Here is a 21,334-nt window from a genome sequence, read left to right as displayed (position 1 = left end):
AGCCCAAGGTCAGTTTGATGGCTTACGATGCGACAGGGCTGCGACGCTACGAACTGAGCGATGCGCAGTGGGATCGGATCGCGGATTTGATGCCGCGGTCGAATCCGCGAGGTGGCGGTGTGTGGCGGGATCACCGTCAAGTGGTTGATGGGCTGATGTGGAAGCTGAACACCGGCGCCCAATGGCGGGACATTCCCGAACGCTACGGCCCCTGGCAGACGATCTACGAACGCTTTGTGCGATGGCGTTGCGACGGGCTGTTCGAGCGGATCCTCGACCGGCTGCGCTTGCAGCTTGATGCGGATGGTCGGATCGATGTGGACCTCTGGTGCATCGACGGCACCAGCATCCGGGCCAGTCGCTCGGCGGCTGGGGGCGGAAAAAGGGGGGCTCGGACGAGCCGGCCGACCACGCACTCGGCCGCTCCCGCGGGGGCTTCGGGACCAAAATCCATTTGGTGACCGATGGCAACGGCCTGCCGCTGGCCGCCGTGCTGAGCGCAGGTCAGCTTCAGGAAATCTCCTTCGCCGTCGCCGCCTTGGAGGCGGTCAGCTTGCCCACCCGCCGAGGGCGCCGACGCACCAAGCCTCGAAAGCTGGCTGGCGACAAGGGCTACAGCGCCAATCGCTTTCGTCAGTACCTGCGACGCCGCCACATCGAACCGGTCATTGCCATGCGCAAGGACGAACGCAGGCGAACCCACCGCGGCAGGCCGCCTCGGTTCGATCGGGAGGCATACCGGCGACGAAACGTCGTCGAGCGTGGCATCGGATGGCTCAAAGGATGCCGATCCGTTGCCACGCGACATGACAAGCTTGCCGTCAACTACATGACCTTCATCAGGCTCGCCATGATCCAGCGATGCCTGCGCGTCAGTAGGCCGTCAGACAGGACCTAGTACTACAGCCGGTCTCTATCGGTTTGTGTTCGGCGTTTCCAATGAGACCAGCGTGTCCGCTGTTGATGTCGTCTTCGCCATATGGACCAAGCGACAGCGACGGTGGGGAGGAGTTGCCGGCCGGCCAAGGCTGCCAGGAGGGTGCGGATCTCGGGCACGGTCAGGGGGAGAAGGTCGGCGGTCAGGTCGAGCCGGTCCTCTCCCCTCAATGGCCGTCGTGCGCACGACGGTGAGGAAGGCCAAATCCTGCCCCCCGCAACCACCGACACTTGACGCCCCGGTTCGAAAGAGCCGGGGCGTTCGTGCGTCTGGGAATTGCGCATCTGAGCAGCGCCTTCGCAGACCGCCAGGACGCCGGCCAGCTCGCCGTGCAAGTCCGCATCCAGCCCCATACCGGCAGGGGAGGGCGTCAGGACGACGCGGTCGATCATGATCCGCACGGCGTCGGTGCAAAAAGGTCGGACTGGTGGCGGTCTGGAGGGCGAGCAGGTATAGAAGCGGCCCGCTGGAGCTGATGCCGTACAAGGTCAATGAGCCCCGCCGCCATAAGATCCCGAAGGCCCGGTACCGTGTGGAGAACTGGGCGGCCTACGATGAGGCGCTGCGCCGGCGGGGCGAGTGGCACCTGGAGAAGCATGGCGGCACCGCGCGCCGATGCTGGAGCAATTTGCACCTGGCCGTCGCTCCCGCCACCGGCGAGATCCTCGCCTCGGCGTTGACGGGCAACGAGGAGGGAGACGCCCCACTGGTCGGTCCGTTGCTCGACCAAGTCACAAGGCCCTATCGGCGCGGTCCTGGCGGACGGCGCCTACGACGGCGAGCCCGTCTATCGTGCTGTCGCCGCCCACACACCCGACGCCGAGGTGATCATCCCGCCGCGCGCGACCGCCGTGGTGAGCGACACCGCCGAGAGCGCGCCAACCCGGCGCGACCGCCACATCCTGATGATCAAGGAGCGTGGTCGGCTGGGCTGGCAGTGAGCTGTCCAATACGGCAGGGGATCGTTGGTCGAGGCGGCGATGATTCGGTACAAGGTTTTGATCGGACACAGCCTGCGCGCCCGCACTCTGCCCGCACAAAAAGCCGAAGCCAAGGCCGCCTGCGCCGTCATCAATCGTATGACCAGCCTCGGCATGCCAACCTACCGGAAGGTCGCCTGATCTCCATCGCCTCTGGGCGAAATCCGTCAGCAAACAGAGTTCTGCACCAAAGTCCGGCCGCCCCGTTCATGCCGTCATCATGCCGGGATCCACCGCTGGGGCCATCGCCTCGGCCATTGCCAGCAGGTTGGCGTCGGCGAAGCGCGGCGCCACGAACTGCACCCCAACCGGCAACCCATTGGGGCCCTGCGTGCAGGGCACGGCCACACAGGGCGCGTGCAGCACGGTCCAGATGCCGTTGAAGATGTGGTCGCCGGTGGTGTGCAGTCCCTTGGGCGCCTCGCCGGGAGCCGCCGGGGTCAGGATCACGTCGATCCCCTCGAACAGCCCGGCGAAGCGGGCGCGGCATAGCCCGGCGACGTCGTAGGCCTCGGTCAGGGTCCGTGTCGTGATCCCCCGATTGTGCTCGCAATGGTCGGCCAGTTCGGGATGCAGCCGGTGGCGGTCGCTGAGGTGCAGGTCGAGAAAGGACGCGCGCCCCTCGCCGCGGCGGATGACGTCCTGCACTTCGGCCAGGGTGGCGAACTCCTCGGGCAGTTCGAAGGGCACGACGATGGCGCCGGCCTGTTCCAGCCGCGACGCCGCCAGATGGAGCGCCGCTTCGCCGGCCGGCTCGATGGACGACCACACCGGCGAGCGGCACAGCCCGACCCGCAGTCCGGCCAGCGGCACCGGTGCGGTCGTTCCCATTCCCTCCAGCCGGTAGGCTTCCGCCATCAGCGCGAGATCGGCGACCGAACGGCCGTACCAGCCTATGGTGTCGAGCGACACCGCGTAATGCTTGACCCCCTCGCGGCTGACCGCACCCCAGGTCGGCTTCATGCCGTAGATGCCGTTGAAGGAGGCCGGGCGGATATGGGACCCGCCAGTCTGGGTGCCGAAGGCGAGCGGCACATGGCGGTCGCCCACCGCCGCTCCCGAGCCGGAAGAGGAGCCGCCTGGCGTGTGGTCGGGGTTGAGCGGGTTGCGGGTCGCCGCCTTGCGCCCACCCGACGCGAATTCCACCGTGTCGGTCTTGCCCAGCAGAATGCCGCCCGCGCTGCGCGCGATGGCGACGCAGGCGGCGTCGCGGCCCGGCCGATGCCCCTGGAAGATCGGTGAGTTGTGGGTGGTCGGCATATCGGCGGTGTCGATCACGTCCTTGACGCCGAAGGGCAGGCCGTGCAGCGGGCCAACGGCCGACGGGTCGGCGACGAAGCGCTTGTCGGCCTCGCGGGCGGCGGCGAGCGACAGGGCGGGGTCGAGGTGAATCCAGGCACGGATCCCGGGGTCGCGCGCATCGATCCGCTCCAGGCAAGATCGCACCAGCGACTCGCTGGTCAGCCGACCCTCGCGGATCGACCGGGCGGCCTCGCTGGCCGAAAGTTCATAGGGTTCCATGACGTGCTTCCTTCGGTGCAGAGGGAGAGGGCGCAGGGGAGGCGAGGGCGATCAGGGCGCCGGGCGCCGGCGGTGATGGTCGGTGGCGGCCTGGAAGGCGACGCCAGCGCGGAAGACCAGCGGTTCTTCGAACCAACGGCTGACGATCTGCATTCCGACCGGCAAGCCATGCGCGCCGAAGCCGCAGGGCACTGTCATCGCCGGCAGGCCGAGCGCGCCGAAGCCATAGGTGAAGCGGCTGACCGCCTTGGTCGCTTCGATCATGTCGGCGGCGTCGGCGATGGCCGGGGCGACGATGGGGGTCGTCGGCGTCACGATCAGATCGACCCGCTCGAACAACGCCCGGAACCGCAGCTTCCAGGCGGCCAGCCAGCGCCGGGATTCGGCGTATTGCACGCCGCTGACCGGCAGGCCGAGCCTCAGGCGGCGCAGGACCTCCGGGCCGATGGCCTCGGGCGCGGTTTCGATCCTGTCCAGGTGGTATTGGGCCATGTCGGCGACCAGCAGCGAGAAGCCGGTGCGGGCCTGGGCCACCTCGGCGTCCTCGACGGTGACATCGACCAGCGTGGCCCCGGCCCGCTCCAGCACTGCCAGCGCCTCGCGCAGCCGTTCGGCCACCGCCGGCTGGAGCCCCTCGAAATAGAAGTTGCGCGGCACGCCGACGCGCACCCCGGCAATTCCGTCGCGCAGCGTCGGCAGGAAATTGCCGAGCGGTGCATCCACCGAATTGGGATCCTCCGGGTCATAGCCGGCGATGGCCGCGAAGGCGCGGGCCACGTCGGACACCGAATAGGCCAGCGGGCCGATGGTGTCGAAATCGACGCTGCACGCGATCGAGCCGGTGTTCGGCACCCGCCCGACGCTGGGCCGCAGCCCCGTCACGCCGCACAGTGCGGCGGGAATGCGGATCGACCCGCCGGTATCGGTGCCGATGGACACCCGGCACAGCCCGCCCGCTACGGCGGAGCCCGACCCACCACTCGACCCGCCCGGCACATGGGCGGTGTTCCACGGGTTGCGGCAGGAACCATGGTGTTCGTTCTGGTTGGTCGAGCCCAGGCAGAACTCACTGAGGTTGTTGCGTCCGATGAGCACGGCGCCGGCCGCCTTCAACCGCCGGACCACCGTGGCGTCCTGTCGACCCTCGGCGGCGAAGCGGACCGAACCGTAGCTGGTGGTTTCACCGGCCAGTTCGAAACAGTCCTTGATGGTGACCGTCACGCCGTCGAGCAGTCCCGGCCATTCGCCGGCCGCCCGCTCCTGGTCGAGCGCGCGGGCGCGGCCGAGCGCCGCGTCGCCTGTGACGGTCAGGACGGCGTTCAGTGTCGGGTTCCGCCTGGCAATGGCGTCCAGGCAGGCGCGGGTTTCGCTTTCGCAGGAGCCGGGCAAGCCGGTGGCGGTCCCGGCCGGAATGGTCGTGGTGGACATGCGCTGCTGCTTTCGGTTGGCAAGGGGGCTAAAGCCCTCTCCCGTCCCGGGAGACGGAGGGAACCCGCGGAGCGGGGAGGGTAAGGGGCTGGCGGGTGTGACGAAACCCATGTGCCGAGAGCCGCTCACCCTTCCCATGCTCCGCATGCTCCCTCTCCCGGGGTGGGAGAAGGAGCATGCGGTTGCCCGCGTTCAGGCTGCCTTGGCCATGCCGATGTGGGCGATGACGGCCTGGAGCGACATCACGTCGGCGTATTTCTGCCGCATGTCGAACAGGTTGGCGCGGTGCGGCTCCTCGGCGCGGTCGCCGACGCACTCCTCGACGATGATCGGCCGCAGCCCGTGGGCGGAGGCGTCGATCACGCTGGCCCGCACGCAGCCCGACGTGGTGCAGCCGGTCACCAGCAGCGTATCGACGCCGTTGGCGCGCAGCCAGGTCGACAGGCCGGTGCCGAAGAAGGCCGAGGCATGCTGCTTGCGGGCGATGTATTCGCCCTCCCGCGGCGTCACCGCCGGGGCGAACGCGGTGTCCGGTGCGTCCTCGGTCAGCTTCAGCAGGTTGGGGATCTTCTCGCCGAAGGGGCCGATGCCGCCGACCGCGTCCGGCGCGATGAAGCAGGCGTGGGCGATCGGCATCCCCACGGCGCGGGCGTGCTCCAACAGTTCGGCGGTCGCCGTGATCGCGTCGTTGATGTTGAAGCCGCCGAAGGCGTCCTCACGGGTGAAGCCGAGTTGGAAGTCGATGACCAGCAGCGCCGTCTTGCGGCCGAAGCCGAGCGGTTGGCCGAGTCCCTGGCGTTCGTAGATGGAAAGGTCGCTCATGTCGGGTGATGTCCTTTTCCGGTGGGAGCGCCGGATGACAAGCGCAGAAAAAGCATACAGTCAGTTTAATATGCATTCAAAGTCCATAGTTTCGCCATTTGAGCGGTGCAGATGCCCACGGAGCACGCAATTTTCCATATCGCGGTATGTACGAATGTTCTTTGATCTAACAAAATAACTCATTGATAAATAAGAATTCATGGAATTCCCGAGCGCTTTTGTCAGGGATGGTACGGTTTCTGCTATTCCCCTTGTCGCATCGGCATAGCGCAGATTGTGTGCATTCTTGCGAGGCCATCTGCAGCCACCGCCCAACCAATTCCAGACGACACAGGAGCAGGCCATGGTCGGGACCCATCGACAGGAGCGGAACGGAGTGAATCGCCGGCAGTTCGGCACTCTGCTGGCAGCCGGTGCGCTGGTGGCGGGCAGCGGATGGCCGCTCGGCGCCGTCGCCGCCCCTCCGGTGCTGCGTGTGCGCATCGGCAGCGACATCGGCAACCTCGACCCCGCCCGCATCTTCCAGATCGAGAACCAGACGGTCGCCACCCAGATCTACAACGGGCTGGTCAAGTACGACGAGGCGAGCAACGCCCTGGTTCCCGACCTTGCCACTTCCTGGGAGATCTCGCCCGATGGCACCGTCTACAGCTTCGCGCTGCGCAGTGGCGTCGTCTGGCACAAGAACTACGGACCCTTCACCTCCGACGACGTGAAGTTCTCCTTCGAGCGGGTGCTCGACCCGCAGACCGGCAGCAGCTACGCCGGCCAGCTCGCCTCCATCAAGTCGGTCGAGACGCCGGCACCAGACCGCGTGGTCATCACCCTGAAGGAGCCGAACTCGGGCTTCCTGCACAAGGTGTCGGCCTTCAACCAGGGCTGGATCCTCAGCCGCAAGGCGCTGGGCGAGATTGGCGAGAAGGCCTACGCGCTGAACCCGGTCGGCACCGGCCCCTTCGTCTTCCAGGTCTGGACCCCGGGCCGCGAGGTCAGGCTGTCCGCCAACAAGGAGTATTTCGCCGGCGCGCCGAAGGTGGAGGAGTTGCTGTTCCGCGTCATCAAGGACGAGACGGCGGCGGCCATCGCGCTGGAGAACGGCGAGATCGACATCTTCTTCGGTCTGCAGCAGCCGGAGATCATCCAGCGCCTGAAGAGCGGCGGCGTGGTGACGGTGCATGACCGCGACGCCAACCACACCATCAACCTGATCCTCAACACCAGCATCAAGCCGCTGAACGACCTGCGAGTCCGCCAGGCCATCAGCCACGCCATCAACCGCAAGGCGCTGATCGACGGCTTCTTCAAGGGCACCAAGACCGAATCGGACGGCTTCCTGACCTCCTCCTTCCAGGAGTTCACCAACACGGTGCCGGCCTACCCCTACGACCCGCAGAAGGCCAAGGCGCTGCTGAAGGAGGCCGGCGTCGGACCCTTCACGCTCGATCTGGTGGCACCGGGCGCCAACCCCTACGACAAGATCGTCGTGCCGATCGCCAGCGACCTCGCCGCCGTTGGCATCGACGCCAAGATCAAGGTGCTGGAGCGCGGTGCCTATCTCCAGGCGCGCAACAAGGGAACCGTCCCCACCTGCATCACCGGCGTGGTCGGCGCTCCCGATCCCGACAGCCCCATCCTGTCGATGTTCGCCAAGTCGTCCTTCCCGCCGGGCCTCAACACCTCGCATTACGAGGGCGTCGAGGATCTGATCGCCGCCGCCCGCAAGGCCCAGGGGGACGCCGCCCGCAAGGAGGTCTACGGGAAGATCCAGGCCAAGGTGATGGGCGACGCCCCCATCGTGCCGCTCTATGCCGACCGTCTCTACATCGCCCACACCAAGGCGGTGACCGGCTTCGTCCAGAACTCGCTCTTCACCATGAGCGCCTATCCCGTCGTGCTGGCCGGGTGACGCCATGGATCGCCTCCTCCGTCAACTGACGCAGCTCGCGATCACGGTGTTCGGCATCGTGACCGTGACCTTCTTCCTCGTCCGCATGATTCCGGGCGATCCCGCGCAATACATGCTGGGCGATTACGCGACCGAGGAGGCGCTGGCGACACTGCGCGCCCAACTCGGCCTCGACCGCCCGGTGATCGTGCAGTACGGGCTTTACGCCCTGCGCGCCCTGACCGGGGATTTCGGCGCCTCGGTCGTGACCGGGCGGCCGGCGCTGGAGGAAATCCTTCTCAGCCTGCCCGATTCCGCCGTGCTGGCCTTCGCCGGCCTGGCCATCGCGGTGGTGATCGGCATTCCGCTCGGCATCGTCACGGCGGAACGGCAGGGTTCGTGGAGCGACCTGCTCATCATGGTCGTCGCCCTGTTCGGCATTTCCTTTCCGGTCTTCTGGCTCGGCCTCGCCTCGGTCCTGCTGTTCTCGCAGGAGCTGAAATGGTTCCCGGCGCTGGGTGCCAGCTCGGGCGGGGGCTTCCTCGACCAGATTCACCATCTGGTGCTGCCGGCCGGGGTGCTCGGCATCTCGGTCGCCGCCTACATCACCCGGCTGACCCGCTCGGCGATGCTGGAGGTTCTGGGCCAGGACTATGTCCGGGTGGCCCGCGCGATGGGCGTGCCGCAGCGCCGAGTGGTCTGGCGGCTGGCGCTGAAGAACGCGCTCGTCCCGATCCTCGCCATCGTCGGCGTCACCTTCGCTTGGTCGTTGGGCAGCGCCATCCTGATCGAGGTGGTGTTCAGCCGTCCCGGCATCGGCTCGATGATCCTCAAGGCGGTTTCGGCCCGTGACTACCAGCTCGTCCAGGCGGGCGTGCTGGTGCTGGCCGTGGCTGTCGTCCTCGTCAACAGCCTGCTCGACCTCGCCTACGGGCTGGTCGATCCGCGCCTGTCCACACGGTGAGACCGATCATGTCCGCAACCGCAGCCGTGTCCGCCCCGCCCAGGCGGTCCTCCCTGATGCGCTACTTCCGCCATCCGGGATTCCTGATCGGTACGATCCTGCTGGCGGCGATGCTGGTCATCGCCGTCGCCGCCCCCTGGATCGCGCCCTGGTCGCCGCTCGACACCGACCTTGCCAATACGCTGGCGGCCCCTTCGGGCCAGCATCTTCTCGGCACCGACCAGTATGGCCGCGACGTGCTGTCCCGGCTGATCTGGGGAACCCGCATCTCCTTGCAGGTCGCCGTTGCCGTGATGGCGCTGTCGCTGACGCTGGGCATGGTGATCGGCGCCGTCGCCGGCTTCTTCGGCGGCTGGGTCGAGCGGATCACCGTCTCGATCATCGACATCCTGCTGGCCTTCCCCGGCTTCCTGCTGGCTCTGGCGCTGGTGGCCGCGCGCGGCTCCTCGCTGGAATCGGTGATCGTCGCCGTGGCGCTGGCCTATACCCCGCGCGTCGCCGCCGTCATGCGCGCGGTGGTGCTGACCATCAAGCCGCGCACCTACGTCGAGGCGTCCCGCGCCATCGGCATGGGGAATCTGCGGCTGCTGTTCCTGCATGTCGTGCCCAACAGCCTGCCCCCGGTGATCGTCGTGGCGACCATCGGCGCCGCCACCGCCATCCTGGCAGAGGCGGGGTTGAGCTTCCTTGGCCTGGGCGTGCAGCCGCCGGCGCCGACCTGGGGCAACGTGATCGCCGACGGTCAGAGCTTCCTGGCGTCGAACCCGATGATCTCGCTGTCGGCGGGGCTGTGCATCGCCCTGATGGTGGTTGCCCTCAACCTGCTGGGTGATGGGCTGCGCGACACGCTCGATCCGCAGATGCGCCGCTCGTCCGGCAAGCTGCTGTGAGGACTCCGACCATGGCAAACCCAAACCCGCACCCCGGCCTGTCCGTTGCCCCGCCGCCGCCGGTGGCCCCCGTTCCGGTCCCGCGACCGGTGGCGCTGGAGTTGCGCGACCTGACGACCGTCTTTCCCAGCGATGACGGTCCCATCACCGTCATCGACGGCATCTCGCTGGCCGTGCGGGCCGGCGGCACGCTGGCGGTGGTCGGCGAATCCGGCTCGGGCAAGTCGATGACCTTCCTGTCGGCGCTCGGCCTCGTCGCCAGCCCCGGCCGGGTCCAGCGCGGCGAGGTGCGCATCGGCGGCGCCGATGTCCTGGGCCAGACGCCCGAGCAGCTGCGCCGCCTGCGCGGCGCGGTGGTGTCGATGATCTTCCAGGATCCGCTGACCGCGCTGAACCCGGTCTTCACCATCGGGGAACAGATCGTCGAAGTGTTGCGCGCGCACGGCCATTTCAGCCGCGCCGCCGCCCGCACCCGCGCCGTCGAGCTGCTGGCCCGCGTGCAGATCCCGGACCCGGCGCGGCGCATCGACGACTATCCGCACCAGCTTTCCGGCGGCCAGCGCCAGCGCGTGCTGATCGCCATGGCCATCGCCCTGTCCCCCAAGGTGCTGATCGCCGACGAGCCGACCACCGCGCTCGACGTGACGGTGCAGGCCCAGATTCTCGACCTGCTGGCCGAGCTTCAGGCCGACACAGGCATGGCGCTCGTTCTCATCACCCACGATCTCGGCCTCGTCGCCCGCTACGCCGACGATGTCGCGGTGATGTATGCCGGCCGGCTGGTCGAGGTCGGTTCCATCGAAGAGGTGTTCTCCGACCCCCGCCATCCCTACACCCGCGCGCTGTTCCGCAGCATTCCGCGCCTCGACGGACCGGTGGACGAGGAGTTGCCGGCCATCGAGGGCCAGCCTCCCAACGTCGCCCGCCTGCCGCCCGGCTGCGCGTTCGAACCGCGCTGCACGCTGGGCCGCGGCCGGGCCGACTGCTGCACCAAGCGCCCGCTGCCGCTGGCCGGCGACCGCAGCGGCCACCGCAGCGCCTGTTTCCATGCCGACCGGCTCGATCAGATGGAGGCCGCCCGATGAGCCAGACCCAGAGCCGATTCCAGACAGCATCGGGGGCCGCCGACGGGCAGCCGCCGGCCCTGGAACTGGTCGACGCCTCGCGCGTCTTCACCCGGCGCGGCGGCCTCTTCCGCAAGGCGGGCACCCCGGTGCGCGCGGTGGACGGGGTGTCGCTGGCGATCCATCCCGGCGAGACGCTGGGACTGGTCGGCGAGAGCGGCAGCGGCAAGAGCACGCTGGGCCGCCTTGCCCTGCGGCTGGTGGATCCCAGCAGCGGCCGTCTGCTGGTGGACGGCCGCGACGTGACCGAGGTGCCGAAGGCTGCGATGCAGGCGATGCGCCGCGACATCCAGATGGTGTTTCAGGATCCCTACGGCTCGCTCGATCCCCGCGTCACCATCGGCCAGAGCATCGCCGAGCCGTTGAAGGTCCACGGCCTGTGGGATCCAAAGGGGGGGCCGCACAAGGTGGCCGGGGTGATGAGCCTCGTTGGGCTCGACCCGTCGCACGCCGACCGCTACCCGCACCAGTTCTCCGGCGGCCAGCGCCAGCGCATCGGCATCGCCCGCGCCCTGACGCTCGATCCCAAGATCCTGGTGCTCGACGAGCCGGTGTCGGCGCTCGACGTGTCGATCCAGGCCCAGATCATCAACCTGCTCCAGCGCATCCAGCGCGAGCGCGGGCTTTCCTACCTGTTCATCGCGCATGATCTCGCGGTGGTCCGCCACGTCAGCCACCGCATCGCCGTGATGTATCTCGGCACTGTGGTAGAGCTGGCCGCGCGCGACACGCTCTACCGCCGGCCGCTGCATCCCTACACCGTTTCCCTGCTGTCGGCAGTGCCGATCGCCGATCTCCGCATGCGCAAGCGACGCCGCACCTCGGTGACGATGGGGGAGATCGGCTCGGCCACCAACGTGCCGCCGGGCTGCCGTTTCCATCCCCGCTGCTACCGCGCCCGGCTGGTGGCGGCCGGCGGCGACGTGCCGACCGAGCGCAGCGGCGATGCCCTGCTGCCGCGCGCCTGCCTGATGGAACAGCCGGTGTTGCGCCCCTGCGGCGACCAGACCGGCACGGCCACCGGCGATCAGGTCGCCTGCCATTTCCCCGAAACCCCGGAAACCCGATCCGAGGTGGCGGCGGCCGTCCTTCAGGACATCGGCTATCCGCCCATCCGCCCGATCTCCCCGCAATCCGTCTGAAGGCGAAATCCCATGTTCAGTGTCACCGACGAACTCAAGGACAATTATTCCGGCGTCTTCCAGAACCGAATCGGCTTCGGCCGGAAGGCCGCCGTGCTGTCGATCGACTTCATCGATTTCTACACCCAGCCCGGCGCACCGTTCTTCGGGCAGGGCGTGGTGGACGCGGTCGAGGCGAGCGTCCCGCTTTATGCGGCCGCCCGCCGGGCCGGGCTGCCGGTGATCTATACCAAGGTCGTCTATGACGAGGCGGGCAGCGAGGGCGGCATGTTCGTGAAGAAGGTGCCGGCCCTGCGGGCCTTCACCGCCGACAACCCGCTGGCCAATTTCGACGCCCGCGTCACGCCCGAAGCGGGGGACATCGTGCTGGTGAAGCATCACTCCTCGGCCTTCTTCGGCACGCCGCTCAGCACCATGCTGCGCGTGCTGGAATGCGACACGGTGATCGTCACCGGTTGCTCGACCAGCGGGTGCGTCCGCGCAACGGCGGTGGACGGGGTATCGCACGGCTTCCGTGTCATCGTTCCGGCGGAATGCGTCGGCGACCGCCATCCGGCTCCGCACGAGGCCGCGCTGTTCGACATGAACGCCAAATACGGCGACGTGCTGCCGGTGGCGGACGTCATGGCCCATGTCAGCGCCCATGTCAGCGCCCATGCCAGCGCCCAGACCGGCGCTCATGCCGGGACCCGGGCGGTGGGCCAGCCGGCCTGATCGGCCGGCTCTGCCAAGGTTCCCCGAAGGGTGGGGCAACCGCATCGGGCGGGACCGTTCATGGTCCGCACCTGCGATGCCCCAACCCGAAGGGAACGGCTGTTCCCCAAACACCCTCAAGGAGCGGTGGCCCGCCACCCGACAGATCGTCCATCATGAGTTCCCTGCCCATTCCTCTCCAGTGGTGCCTGCTGGTGGCGGCCACCCTCCTGTTCACCGGCCTGTTCACCGTGGCGACCGTGCCGGGGGCGGTGCTGCTCGGCCCGATGTTCGCCGCCGTGATCCTCGGGGTGCGCGGTTCGACCATCGAACTGCCCAAGCGGTCCCTGTGGCTCGCCCAGGCGCTGACCGGCGGGGTGGTGGCGCGCTCGCTCGACGCGTCGATCCTCCATGACGTGGCCCTGCACTGGTTCCCGATGTTGGTGGCTCTGACGAGCATGATGGCCGGGGCCGTTCTGGTCGGCTGGCTGCTGGAACGCTCGGGCCGGCTGCCGGCCGGCACCGCTCTGTGGGGTACCATGCCGGGTGCCGCCCCGGCGATGATCGCCATGGCCGGCGATTTCGGCGGCGACCCCCGTTTCGTCGCGGTGATGCAGTATCTCCGGGTCATCGTCGTCGTCGTCCTTGCGTCGCTGGCCTGCCATTTCCTGCTGGGTGTTCCGGCCGGTGCCCCCCTTGCCGGCGCCACCGCGGCTGCCGCCGTGTCGATGGCAACGCCGCTTTCCACCCTGACGCTGGTGGGGGTGGCGCTTCTCGGCGGCTGGCTCGGCACCGTGCTGCGGCTGCCGGCGGGGCCGCTGCTGGGGCCGATCCTGCTCGGCGGCGTGCTCGGCATGTCCGGTCTGGTGACGCTCGACGCGCCAAGCTGGCTGATCGCCGTCGCCTTCGCCATCATCGGCTGGACCACCGGTCTGCGTTTTCGCCGCGACCTGCTGCGCGACCTCGTGAGTTCGATCCCGGCCATGCTGCTGTCCACCCTCGGCCTTGTGCTCCTGTCGGTCGGGTCGGCCTGGCTGCTCAGCAGGCTGACCGGGAAGGATCCGCTGACCGCCTATCTCGCCACCAGTCCCGGCGGGCTGGATTCCGTCACCGTGGTGGCGCTGGGCAGCGCGGCCGACGTGCCTTTCATCCTGACCCTGCAGACGCTGCGATTGTTTGGAACGATCCTGCTCAGCGTTCTGCTTGTGCGGGTTCTGCGCCGCAGCTAGAAACCCTGCGCCAGTTCCATCAACATTGCCCCGCGCGCTGGCCGTCCCATGCTGGAGGATGTCCATGTCCGAGTTTCCCGAAGGCAAGACGGCCGAGCCCTACCGCTCCGAGCAGGTGGGGTCGATCATGATCGCGCTGCGGAACCAGGTCCTCGAAGGCCGCTTGCCCCCCGGCACCAAGCTCCGCGAGACGGAGCTTGCCGCTCAGTTCGGCGTGTCCCGCACCCCGATCCGCGAGGCGCTGGTAGCGGCCGAGCGGGAAGGGTTGGTCACCTACGAAACCAACCGTGGCTACACGGTGCGCCAGTTCACCCTGCGCGACCTGTTGGAAAGCTATGAGATGCGCGGCCTGCTGGAGGGGCATGGCTGCCGGATCGTCGCCGAGCGCGGTCTGCCGGCGGATGTGGAGCGGACCTTGCGGGCGGGACTGGACCGTGCCGAGGCGCTGGTGAGCGGGGAGGGGCTGTTGGAGGGGGAAGGGTTGGCTCAATGGCGCCAGCTCAACCAGAGATTCCACAACGGACTGATGGCGCAGGTTTCCAGCGGACTGTTCAGCCGGATGTTCCAGCTCGTCTACCGCGTTCCCAAGATCGACGACGTGCTGGAGATGGAGCGGGACTGCGCCACCCTGCGCCGCTACAACGACGAGCACCGCCGCATCCTGGACGCCGTCGTCCGCCGGCAGGGCAGTCGCGTGGAGTTCCTGGTTCGCGAGCATCTCCAGGGGCCTAGCGATCTGATCAGCCGCCGGATGGAGGAAAACGAAGGATGATCGCGTGCCGGCCAGATGCGCACCGCCATGCCGGTCGGTTCGGAAATGGCGACCAGCCCGCCGATGCCGAGGCGCGCGTCCTTCTGCACCAGTTCATGGCTGGCGCGGCTGAAGGTAGGGACGAAGCCACCGCGCCGGTCGGTGCCGGTGCGAACCAGCCAGCCGATCAGCTTGTCCAGCGCGTTGTGCCGTCCTGCGGTTCGAGGCTACGAGTTGCTCCGCCTGGGCGATCTCGACGCCGTGATGGGCTTGTTACTTTATAGCCTGCCAATCATAGCTCTTCATATAATCCAGAAATGCGCGCATGGCTGCGCTCGGCAGGCGGCGACTGGGGTAGTACAGGAACCAGTGCGGCAAATTTGGGCTCCAATCGGCAAGGAGTTCCACCAGCCGACCATTCAGAATAAGGGGTTTGGCATAGTCATCGAAGACATGCGCGATTCCTCTGCCGGCCAGCGCCGCTTGCAGTTCGTTGTGCGCCGCGCTCACCGTCAGGCGGCCTGTGGGTGAGATTTCTATCTCGTCGTCGCCATCGACAAACCGCCATGTAACCAGGGAGCCACCGGGAAATCTGCGCTTGATACAGTCATGATTTACGAGATCTTGCGGGACCTGCGGCCGGCCATGCCTTTTTATGTAATCCGGTGAAGCGACAATCGCATATCGAAGCGTAGGGCCAAACGGGAGTGCGATCATGTCCTGCGCCAACTGCTTGCCGAACCTGACGCCGGCATCGAACCCCTGCTCGACGATATCGATGACAGCCGCGTCGCTGACGATCTCGATCTTAACTTCGGGATAAGCATCCATGAAGTCGAAGGCCAGCGGGCCGAGAAGATGATCGACGGCGGGGCCCGGCGCGTTGAACCGCAAAGTGCCGGATGGGCTGTCCCGCAACTCGTCGACCTCCGCGATGGCGAGCCTGATATCACTCAACGCCGGGGCCAAACGATCGAGGAGGCGTTGTCCTGCTTCCGTCGGAGCCACGCTTCTCGTTGTTCGATTGAGGAGCCGAATGCCGAGAGCCTCTTCCAAGGTGTTCATCGTTTGGCTCAAAGCCGATGAGGACACGCCTCGTTCGAGCGCGGCAGCACGGAAACCGCCGCAGCGGACGATGGAAACGAACACATCGAGGTTGTCCAGCCGAACCGGATTCATTGGGAAGCTTCTCTAATCAAGCTGATTATAACTGCATAGCTTATCGGATCAATTTTCCCATGTCATGGTTGGCACCAAGCTGGCTGTCGCGCTCCTCCGCTTCCTTTCAGCGGTCATGTTCTGCCCGATACATCCGCCCGGTACATCCGAATGAAGCGCGAGTGCGTCCAACTGAAAAGGGAAGACAGATGAATGCCTTCACTCTCAACAGACGCACCATCATGGTGTCCGCCGTCGCAAGCGCATCGAGCATGCTCGTCCCGGCTTCGGGCGGCTTCGGCAGCGCGACGGCCCGGGCCGCATCCTCGCCGAGCGGCAACGCCGGCCACTACCGTTTGCGTGTCGGTGAGATCAGTGCGACCGTCTTGAGCGACGGCGTAATCGGCGGCCCACCTCGCATCTATGCGAGCGACGCGCCCGAGGCGGAGCTTCAGGCGGTGCTGCGGCGGGCATTCCTTCCGACCGACCATTTGACCCTCAACCTCAACACGCTGCTGATCGAAATCGGTGGGCGGCGGATTCTCATCGAGGCCGGCGCCGGCAGGACAATGGGTCCGAACGGCGGCCGCATCTTTGAAAATCTGGCGGCGATCGGCCTCGGTCCCGCTGACATCGACGTGGTCGTCGTCTCCCACACCCACCCCGATCATGTCGGCAACCTGAGAACCGCGGACGGCGGCAAGGCCTTCCCCCGCGCCACGGTCTTCGTTCCGAAGGCGGACTGGGATTTCTTCGTCCGCACCGATCCGGATCTCTCCTACATGCCGGTTCCGGAGGATTTCCGTGTGCGCTTCGCGGCGGCCATCAAGAGCAGCCTCGATCCGGTCAAGACCGATATCGAGTTCTATGAAGCCGGCGCCGAGATCGTGCCCGGCCTCACGACGATCGTCGCATCCGGCCACACCCCGGGCATGGCGACGTTTCTTGTCCATTCGGGGAACGACCAACTGCTGCTGACGGCCGACCTTGCCTATCACCCGGTCGTCAACGTGGATCAGCCCTGGGTTCCGGGACCGGACCGCGACAAGGGGACGGCCTTGGCCTCCCGCCGGCGCATCTTCGATCGGGCGGCGGTCGATCGCATTCCCGTGCTCGGTTTCCATTTTCCGTTCCCGGGCCTCGGCCGGATGCTGAAGACCGATGGCGCCTATGTCTGGGTGCCTGCCGACTGGCAGTTCTGACGCCGGGGAAAGAGGAGGGATTTCATGGACCAGTCGAAGATCGACAGGCGCGGTTTCATCGGCACGATGGGGGCGGTGGCAACAGGGCTTGCCCTGGCCAACCAAGCCACGGCTCAGGTCCAGGATACGAAGGCGGGGTTGTCGGCTTCGGGATCGAATCCGGATGTACTGACGCGCGCCTTGCCGCGCACCGTCCAGGCGATGACCTGCCCGCTTCCCGACGACCGCATGCGTGTCCGCATGGTCGCGCATATGGAGACGATCCCCGGCTTCGGAACAATCGGCTCCATGCCTTGGTACCCCGGCAATGAGATGATGTATTCCGGTCTGATCCGGGAGGCCCAGGCCAACGCCGCGCGACGCCTGCGGTGACGGTCCACAACCAGCCGGGATCCCGGTGAAATCTACGTCTGGAGATGGACCTTGCCCACCAGCCGCCGCTCCCTATTGATCGCATTCCTGACGCCGCCTCCGATCCACACCGCCAGAACCAGGGCATTCGCGCAAGCGGACCTTGAACTCCCTCTGGCCCTGGATTGCCGCGACGGAGACGACCTCACTCTGGAGCGGGAAGCCGGTCCATTCTTCAAGCTCAACGCGCCGCGCAATCGGGAACTCCAGGCGGACGCCATCGGCGGCGACACGGTGTGGGCAAGCAACGTCGCCGCCTACAACGGCCTGTCCTAACCGATCCGCCGTCTGCTGGAGCCGTTGAAGGCCCTGCACGACTTCACCCGCTCCGTTCCGGAATGGCGGCACAACGGCGATCCGGAGACCCATGCGCGTTGGAAAGCGGGTCACGTCCCAGAGCGTGGTGTAGGAACTGTGGGTAAGCGGCCCGCCGAAGCGCCTTCACATGGCTGGCGTAGGCGGGCCGGTTCCCCACAGCGGGGCGGTCATCGTGGATCTTCGGTAGAGTCTGGTCACCACACCTCAACCCGACCGAAGGATGACCACGATGACCGACGAGATGATGGCGCTTCGCGCGCTGCTGGAGAAGAGCCCTGACGCCGACGTTCTGCGCGAGATGATCGGTTTCGCGGCCGAGCGGCTGATGGAGTTGGAGGTGCAGGGCCTGACTGGTGCTGCCCACGGCGAGCGCTCCGCCGAGCGGCTGGTCCAGCGCAACGGCTACCGCGAGCGCGACTGGGAAACCCGCGCCGGCACCGTCGAGCTGCGCATCCCAAAACTGCGCAAGGGCTCGTACTTCCCCGGTTTCCTGGAGCCGCGCCGGATGGCCGAGAAGGCGCTGACCGCGGTGATCCAGGAAGCCTACGTGCACGGCATCTCGACGCGCTCGGTGGACGACCTGGTCAAGGCGCTCGGCATGGGCGGCATCTCCAAGAGCCAGGTCAGCCGGCTGTGCGAAGAGATCGACGAGCGGGTGAAGACCTTCCTGGAGCGCCCCATCGAAGGCGACTGGCCGTACCTGTGGATTGACGCCACCTATGTGAAGGTCCGCCAGAATGGCCGCATCGTCTCGGTCGCCGTCACCATCGCGGTGGCGGTGAACACCGATGGCCGGCGCGAGGTGCTGGGCATGGACATCGGCGCCTCGGAGGCGGAGACCTTCTGGATCGACTTCCTGCGTAAGCTCAAGCGCCGCGGCTTGGCCGGCGTGAAGCTGGTGATCTCCGACGCCCACGAGGGCATCAAGGCCGCCGTGTCCAAGGTGTTCCGCGCCACGTGGCAGCGCTGTCGGGTGCATTTCATGCGCAACGTGCTGGCGCATGCCGGCCGGAGCGGCCGGCGCGTGGTGTCGGCCTTCATTGCCACGGCGTTTGCCCAGGACGACGCCGGCGCCGCCAAGGCGCAGTGGCGCCAAGTCGCCGATCAGGTCCGCCCCAAGCTGCCGAAGCTGGCCGCCCTGCTCGACGAGGCCGAGGACGACGTGCTGGCCTTCATGACCTTCCCCAAGGAGCACCGCGCCAAGATCCACAGCACGAACCCACTGGAACGCCTGAACGGCGAGATCAAGCGGCGCACCGAGGTGGTCGGCATCTTTCCCAACGAGGCGGCGATCACCCGGTTGATCGGTGCCATCCTGCTCGAACAGAACGACGAATGGGCGGTGCAGCGGGCGCGTTACATGACCCTGGAAACCATCGCCCCGCTGCGCGATGATCTTGCCCTCACGTTGCCCGCTGCGGCCGCGTGACCGTCCCGGCCAGAACTGCCGGAGACCAGATGAGCGCCCCGGCTCCTACACCACGCCTCGGGACACGACCGGAAAGCGGCGCGGGACAAGCACCCTGCGGTCGTCCATCCCGTCCTCCGCACCCATCCGGTCAGCGGTGCCAAGGCCCTGTTCGTGAATGAGACCTTCACCGCGCGCATCGTCGGGTTCAGCGACCGGGAGAGTGCGGCGATTCTGGACTTCCTGTACGACCATATCAGCCGACCGGAATACACGGTGCGCTGGCACTGGAAACCTGACGATCTGGTGCTGTGGGACAGCAGATCGACCCAGCATTACGCGGTGAACGACTATTCGCCGCACCGGCGCATTATGCACCGCGCCACTGTTTTGGTTGACCGGCCCTATTGAGTAGGGAAGCGGGGTGTCAATCCTGCCGCACCCAGGATCGGGTCATCATTCGGTAAAGGCCAAATCCCGCCCCCGCAACCACCGACACTTGACAGCCCGCCTCCAACGAGGCGGGGGCTGTCGGCGTTTCGGGTCCACCCCGGCGCACGCCTCCAGGATCGCCAGCAGGTCGCCAGGACGCTGCGCCTCCACCGCCACCTCCACCTCCACCTCCACCTCCAACGGGTTGGCGGGGGCCGGCTTCGGCCCGCGCTTGAGCGGTTTGAACGCCTTGAAGGCGCCGGCATCGCGCTGTCGGCGCCAATCGGTCAGGGTCGACGAATAAAGTCCTTCTCGCCGCAAAATCGCGGCGATCCCGCCGGTATCCGCCGCCCGATCCCTCTTGGCCAGGATCCGAAGCTTCTCACCGGCGTCAGGAGCCACTTCCGATGCAGGGGCTGGCAAGGGCGTCTTGTTGGGCATGACCACGAAATCAGTTTCTTACGCCCTCAAGCCTAAACTTCCGGGGGGCCGATGTCTCACCGTCATTGGCACGGAAAGCGGAGCCCGTGACCCGAGCCAACCGGCTTGGTCGCGCATGAGCACCGCCTGGACCTATGCCCGCACCGGGACGGTGGGCGCGTCCAGCCCGAACAGATGGGCGGCGAGCGCCTCCGGCAATGCGGCGGGGTCGGCGAGATGTCGCACCCCTTCGACCGTTGCGGCGCCGGCCAGCCCGAAGACGGTCTTGCCCAGGCGCAGGCCCAGCGCCACCTCCGACAGGGTGCCATAGCTGTCGCCGACCGCGATCAAACAGTGGCTGGCCTGGGCGATCAGCGCGTTGCGCGCCTCGCCGATGCCGGACGCCAGCACGATGCCGGCATAGGGGTTGGCGGTGGCGGGATCGGCGCCCGGCAGCAGGGCGATGCCCAGGCCGCCCGCCTCCGCCGCGCCGCGGCAGGCCGCCTCCATCACCCCCTGGCGACCGCCGCACAGCAGGGTCAGGCCACAGCGCGCCAGGATGGCGCCGATGGCACGGGCGGCAGCCAGGGCGGCGTCGGTCGCCTCGTTCGGGCCGATCACCCCGACCGGCGCCCGCAGGGGATGGCCGCCCCGGGTCTGGAGCCAGTGCAACGCTTCTTCCGGTCCGAGCGCCTGCGCCCCGGCGGGCTGGGGTACGGCGCTCCAGCTCCGGGTGGCGGGATCGAAGAGACGGCCGGCGTGGTGCAGGCGGTTGGTGTCGCGGTCAAGTTCGAACATGGTGATCGGCCTCGGAACGGGCGGCGGCGATCTCCGCCACCGCCATCAGGAAGGAACAGACGGCCAGCAGCAGCACCGACAGCGCGGCGGCCAGCGGAAAATCGGCGCCGGCATCGGCGATCAGGCTGTAGAGCCGCAGGGGAAGGATGTTGATCTGGGTGCCGACCAGCGCCAGTGCCGTGCCATAGGCGCCGAAGGCGACGGCCGTCACCAGGGCGAAGGAGGCGAGCACGGTGGGCGCCACCTGCGGGGCGAGGATGTCGATCAGGGCGCGCAGCCGGCTGGCCCCCATCGATTCCGCCGCCTCGGTCTGGCGATGGTCGAAATTGGCGAAGACCGGCAGCAGGGTCAGGATCACGCGCGGCGTCAGGAAATAGCTGTAGGCCAGAACCAGCCCCGGCCGGTCATAGAGGAAGGCGGCGATCGCCGCCGGATCGGCGCCCAGCTCCGCCAGCAGCAGCGTGGCGAAGCCGGCGCGGCCGAGCAGCAGGATGAAGCCGTAGGCGACGATCAGGCCGGAAAAGGTCAGCGGCAGGGCGATGACCACCTGAAGCAGGGCGCGGCGGCCTGGGGGCAGGCGGGCGAGATGCAGGGCGACGGCCACGCCCAGCACCACCGAGGCCAGCCCCGCCTCCAAACCCAGCAGCAGCGAGTTGCCCAGCGCCGCCAGCAGGTCGCCCTGGGCGAAGACGCGCTGGATGGCGTCTCCGGCCAGGGCCTGCCATGCCACGGCGCCCAGCGGCAGCAGGAAGAAGAGAATCAGCAGCGCCAGCCCCGGCACCGCCAGCAGCAGACGGAGAATGGGCGATCCGCTCATGATC

19 protein-coding genes and 5 pseudogenes are annotated in these 21,334 nt (G+C 67.5%); 15 read left to right on the top strand and 9 right to left on the bottom strand.

All coding sequences use genetic code 11. The features are described from left to right. The first annotated feature begins 17 nt into the window (after positions 1–17). Positions 18–898 (top strand): IS5 family transposase gene (locus ACWPN8_RS16240; protein WP_492241211.1). Its coding sequence is split into 2 segments (ribosomal slippage): positions 18–392 and positions 395–898, totalling 879 coding nucleotides; the frame shifts between segments, so codons are not numbered across the junction. Positions 899–913: 15 nt separating this feature from the next. On the opposite strand, the pseudogene ACWPN8_RS16235 reads toward ACWPN8_RS16240, so the two are convergent. Then, positions 914–1,141: pseudogene (locus ACWPN8_RS16235) on the bottom strand (IS701 family transposase); the annotation flags it as partial. 367 nt (positions 1,142–1,508) lie between these two features. On the opposite strand from ACWPN8_RS16235, the pseudogene ACWPN8_RS16230 reads away from it, so the two are divergent. Beyond that, positions 1,509–2,058 (top strand): annotated as a pseudogene (locus tag ACWPN8_RS16230) (transposase); the annotation flags it as partial. A 66-nt stretch (positions 2,059–2,124) separates the two neighbouring features. Here the strand turns inward: ACWPN8_RS16230 and ACWPN8_RS16225 are convergent. From ACWPN8_RS16225 to ACWPN8_RS16215, 3 genes are all read right to left on the bottom strand, one after another. Then, entirely contained in the window at positions 2,125–3,438 is a 1,314-nt protein-coding gene (locus ACWPN8_RS16225; protein ID WP_492241442.1) for an amidase, read from the bottom strand. 51 nt (positions 3,439–3,489) lie between these two features. Further along, positions 3,490–4,866, bottom strand: coding sequence for an amidase (locus ACWPN8_RS16220; RefSeq protein WP_492241441.1), 1,377 nt, complete (start codon positions 4,864–4,866; stop codon positions 3,490–3,492). A gap of 192 nt (positions 4,867–5,058) precedes the next feature. After that, the gene (locus ACWPN8_RS16215) at positions 5,059–5,688 is read right to left on the bottom strand and encodes an isochorismatase family protein (protein ID WP_492241440.1); all 630 of its coding nucleotides are present in this window, start codon (positions 5,686–5,688) and stop codon (positions 5,059–5,061) included. Between the two features lie 376 nt (positions 5,689–6,064). Here ACWPN8_RS16215 and ACWPN8_RS16210 point away from each other — a divergent pair, with 376 nt between their 5' ends. The 8 genes from ACWPN8_RS16210 (at position 6,065) to ACWPN8_RS16175 (ending at position 14,387) form a co-directional block, all read left to right on the top strand. After that, a complete protein-coding gene (locus ACWPN8_RS16210; RefSeq protein ID WP_492241439.1) occupies positions 6,065–7,594 on the top strand; it encodes an ABC transporter substrate-binding protein in 1,530 nt (509 codons plus the stop codon). 4 nt (positions 7,595–7,598) lie between these two features. Then, a complete protein-coding gene (locus tag ACWPN8_RS16205) occupies positions 7,599–8,537 on the top strand; it encodes an ABC transporter permease (protein ID WP_109445733.1) in 939 nt (312 codons plus the stop codon). An 8-nt stretch (positions 8,538–8,545) separates the two neighbouring features. Further along, positions 8,546–9,427: an ABC transporter permease gene (locus ACWPN8_RS16200; RefSeq protein WP_109445731.1), complete on the top strand. Its 882-nt coding sequence runs from the start codon at positions 8,546–8,548 to the stop codon at positions 9,425–9,427. A gap of 11 nt (positions 9,428–9,438) precedes the next feature. Further along, complete coding sequence (locus tag ACWPN8_RS16195) at positions 9,439–10,512, top strand: ABC transporter ATP-binding protein (protein ID WP_492241438.1); 1,074 nt, start codon at positions 9,439–9,441, stop codon at positions 10,510–10,512. Beyond that, positions 10,509–11,693 (top strand): ABC transporter ATP-binding protein, encoded by a 1,185-nt coding sequence (locus ACWPN8_RS16190; protein WP_492241437.1) that lies wholly within the window; start codon positions 10,509–10,511, stop codon positions 11,691–11,693. Before ACWPN8_RS16195 ends, ACWPN8_RS16190 begins: the two co-directional genes overlap by 4 nt. Before the next feature lie 12 nt (positions 11,694–11,705). Continuing rightward, positions 11,706–12,407, top strand: a complete 702-nt coding sequence (locus ACWPN8_RS16185) for an isochorismatase family protein (protein ID WP_109445727.1) — start codon at positions 11,706–11,708, stop codon at positions 12,405–12,407. 155 nt (positions 12,408–12,562) lie between these two features. Then, positions 12,563–13,615, top strand: coding sequence for an AbrB family transcriptional regulator (locus ACWPN8_RS16180; RefSeq protein WP_492241436.1), 1,053 nt, complete (start codon positions 12,563–12,565; stop codon positions 13,613–13,615). Positions 13,616–13,679: 64 nt separating this feature from the next. Further along, positions 13,680–14,387: a GntR family transcriptional regulator gene (locus ACWPN8_RS16175; protein WP_158285372.1), complete on the top strand. Its 708-nt coding sequence runs from the start codon at positions 13,680–13,682 to the stop codon at positions 14,385–14,387. Positions 14,388–14,413: 26 nt separating this feature from the next. Here ACWPN8_RS16175 and ACWPN8_RS16170 read toward each other — a convergent pair. Both ACWPN8_RS16170 and ACWPN8_RS16165 read right to left on the bottom strand, forming a co-directional pair. Beyond that, a pseudogene (locus tag ACWPN8_RS16170) lies at positions 14,414–14,569 on the bottom strand (formate dehydrogenase accessory sulfurtransferase FdhD); the annotation flags it as partial. Positions 14,570–14,639: 70 nt separating this feature from the next. Further along, positions 14,640–15,545, bottom strand: a complete 906-nt coding sequence (locus ACWPN8_RS16165; protein WP_492241435.1) for a LysR family transcriptional regulator — start codon at positions 15,543–15,545, stop codon at positions 14,640–14,642. Between the two features lie 188 nt (positions 15,546–15,733). On the opposite strand from ACWPN8_RS16165, the gene ACWPN8_RS16160 reads away from it, so the two are divergent. From ACWPN8_RS16160 to ACWPN8_RS16140, 5 genes and pseudogenes are all read left to right on the top strand, one after another. Beyond that, positions 15,734–16,726 (top strand): MBL fold metallo-hydrolase, encoded by a 993-nt coding sequence (locus tag ACWPN8_RS16160; RefSeq protein WP_492241434.1) that lies wholly within the window; start codon positions 15,734–15,736, stop codon positions 16,724–16,726. Positions 16,727–16,750: 24 nt separating this feature from the next. Further along, entirely contained in the window at positions 16,751–17,098 is a 348-nt protein-coding gene (locus ACWPN8_RS16155) for a hypothetical protein (RefSeq protein WP_492241433.1), read from the top strand. A gap of 51 nt (positions 17,099–17,149) precedes the next feature. Continuing rightward, entirely contained in the window at positions 17,150–17,413 is a 264-nt protein-coding gene (locus tag ACWPN8_RS16150) for a hypothetical protein (RefSeq protein ID WP_492241432.1), read from the top strand. Positions 17,414–17,684: 271 nt separating this feature from the next. After that, on the top strand, positions 17,685–18,884 hold the full coding sequence (locus ACWPN8_RS16145) for an IS256 family transposase (RefSeq protein ID WP_492240129.1): 1,200 nt from the start codon (positions 17,685–17,687) through the stop codon (positions 18,882–18,884). Positions 18,885–18,956: 72 nt separating this feature from the next. Further along, positions 18,957–19,274: pseudogene (locus tag ACWPN8_RS16140) on the top strand (TauD/TfdA family dioxygenase); the annotation flags it as partial. Positions 19,275–19,481: 207 nt separating this feature from the next. Here ACWPN8_RS16140 and ACWPN8_RS16135 read toward each other — a convergent pair. The 3 genes and pseudogenes from ACWPN8_RS16135 to ACWPN8_RS16125 all read right to left on the bottom strand — a co-directional run. Beyond that, a pseudogene (locus tag ACWPN8_RS16135) lies at positions 19,482–19,742 on the bottom strand (helix-turn-helix domain-containing protein); the annotation flags it as partial. Positions 19,743–19,868: 126 nt separating this feature from the next. Next, positions 19,869–20,513 (bottom strand): SLOG cluster 4 domain-containing protein, encoded by a 645-nt coding sequence (locus ACWPN8_RS16130; protein WP_492241431.1) that lies wholly within the window; start codon positions 20,511–20,513, stop codon positions 19,869–19,871. Next, entirely contained in the window at positions 20,500–21,330 is an 831-nt protein-coding gene (locus ACWPN8_RS16125; RefSeq protein ID WP_109445714.1) for an ABC transporter permease, read from the bottom strand. Before ACWPN8_RS16125 ends, ACWPN8_RS16130 begins: the two co-directional genes overlap by 14 nt. Positions 21,331–21,334: the final 4 nt, after the last annotated feature.

This window comes from Azospirillum sp. UENF 112521, assembly GCF_058780665.1.
This window is presented reverse-complemented; position numbering and strand designations above follow the sequence as displayed.

Bases quoted from the DNA above. Each gene is read 5' to 3' on its own strand.
- ACWPN8_RS16225 (WP_492241442.1), bottom strand. From the start codon at position 3,438: ATGGAACCCTATGAACTTTCGGCCAGCGAGGCCGCCCGGTCGATCCGC.
- ACWPN8_RS16220 (WP_492241441.1), bottom strand. From the start codon at position 4,866: ATGTCCACCACGACCATTCCGGCCGGGACCGCCACCGGCTTGCCCGGC.
- ACWPN8_RS16215 (WP_492241440.1), bottom strand. From the start codon at position 5,688: ATGAGCGACCTTTCCATCTACGAACGCCAGGGACTCGGCCAACCGCTC.
- ACWPN8_RS16205 (WP_109445733.1), top strand. From the start codon at position 7,599: ATGGATCGCCTCCTCCGTCAACTGACGCAGCTCGCGATCACGGTGTTC.
- ACWPN8_RS16200 (WP_109445731.1), top strand. From the start codon at position 8,546: ATGTCCGCAACCGCAGCCGTGTCCGCCCCGCCCAGGCGGTCCTCCCTG.
- ACWPN8_RS16195 (WP_492241438.1), top strand. From the start codon at position 9,439: ATGGCAAACCCAAACCCGCACCCCGGCCTGTCCGTTGCCCCGCCGCCG.
- ACWPN8_RS16190 (WP_492241437.1), top strand. From the start codon at position 10,509: ATGAGCCAGACCCAGAGCCGATTCCAGACAGCATCGGGGGCCGCCGAC.
- ACWPN8_RS16185 (WP_109445727.1), top strand. From the start codon at position 11,706: ATGTTCAGTGTCACCGACGAACTCAAGGACAATTATTCCGGCGTCTTC.
- ACWPN8_RS16180 (WP_492241436.1), top strand. From the start codon at position 12,563: ATGAGTTCCCTGCCCATTCCTCTCCAGTGGTGCCTGCTGGTGGCGGCC.
- ACWPN8_RS16175 (WP_158285372.1), top strand. From the start codon at position 13,680: ATGTCCGAGTTTCCCGAAGGCAAGACGGCCGAGCCCTACCGCTCCGAG.
- ACWPN8_RS16165 (WP_492241435.1), bottom strand. From the start codon at position 15,545: ATGAATCCGGTTCGGCTGGACAACCTCGATGTGTTCGTTTCCATCGTC.
- ACWPN8_RS16160 (WP_492241434.1), top strand. From the start codon at position 15,734: ATGAATGCCTTCACTCTCAACAGACGCACCATCATGGTGTCCGCCGTC.
- ACWPN8_RS16155 (WP_492241433.1), top strand. From the start codon at position 16,751: ATGGACCAGTCGAAGATCGACAGGCGCGGTTTCATCGGCACGATGGGG.
- ACWPN8_RS16145 (WP_492240129.1), top strand. From the start codon at position 17,685: ATGACCGACGAGATGATGGCGCTTCGCGCGCTGCTGGAGAAGAGCCCT.
- ACWPN8_RS16130 (WP_492241431.1), bottom strand. From the start codon at position 20,513: ATGTTCGAACTTGACCGCGACACCAACCGCCTGCACCACGCCGGCCGT.
- ACWPN8_RS16125 (WP_109445714.1), bottom strand. From the start codon at position 21,330: ATGAGCGGATCGCCCATTCTCCGTCTGCTGCTGGCGGTGCCGGGGCTG.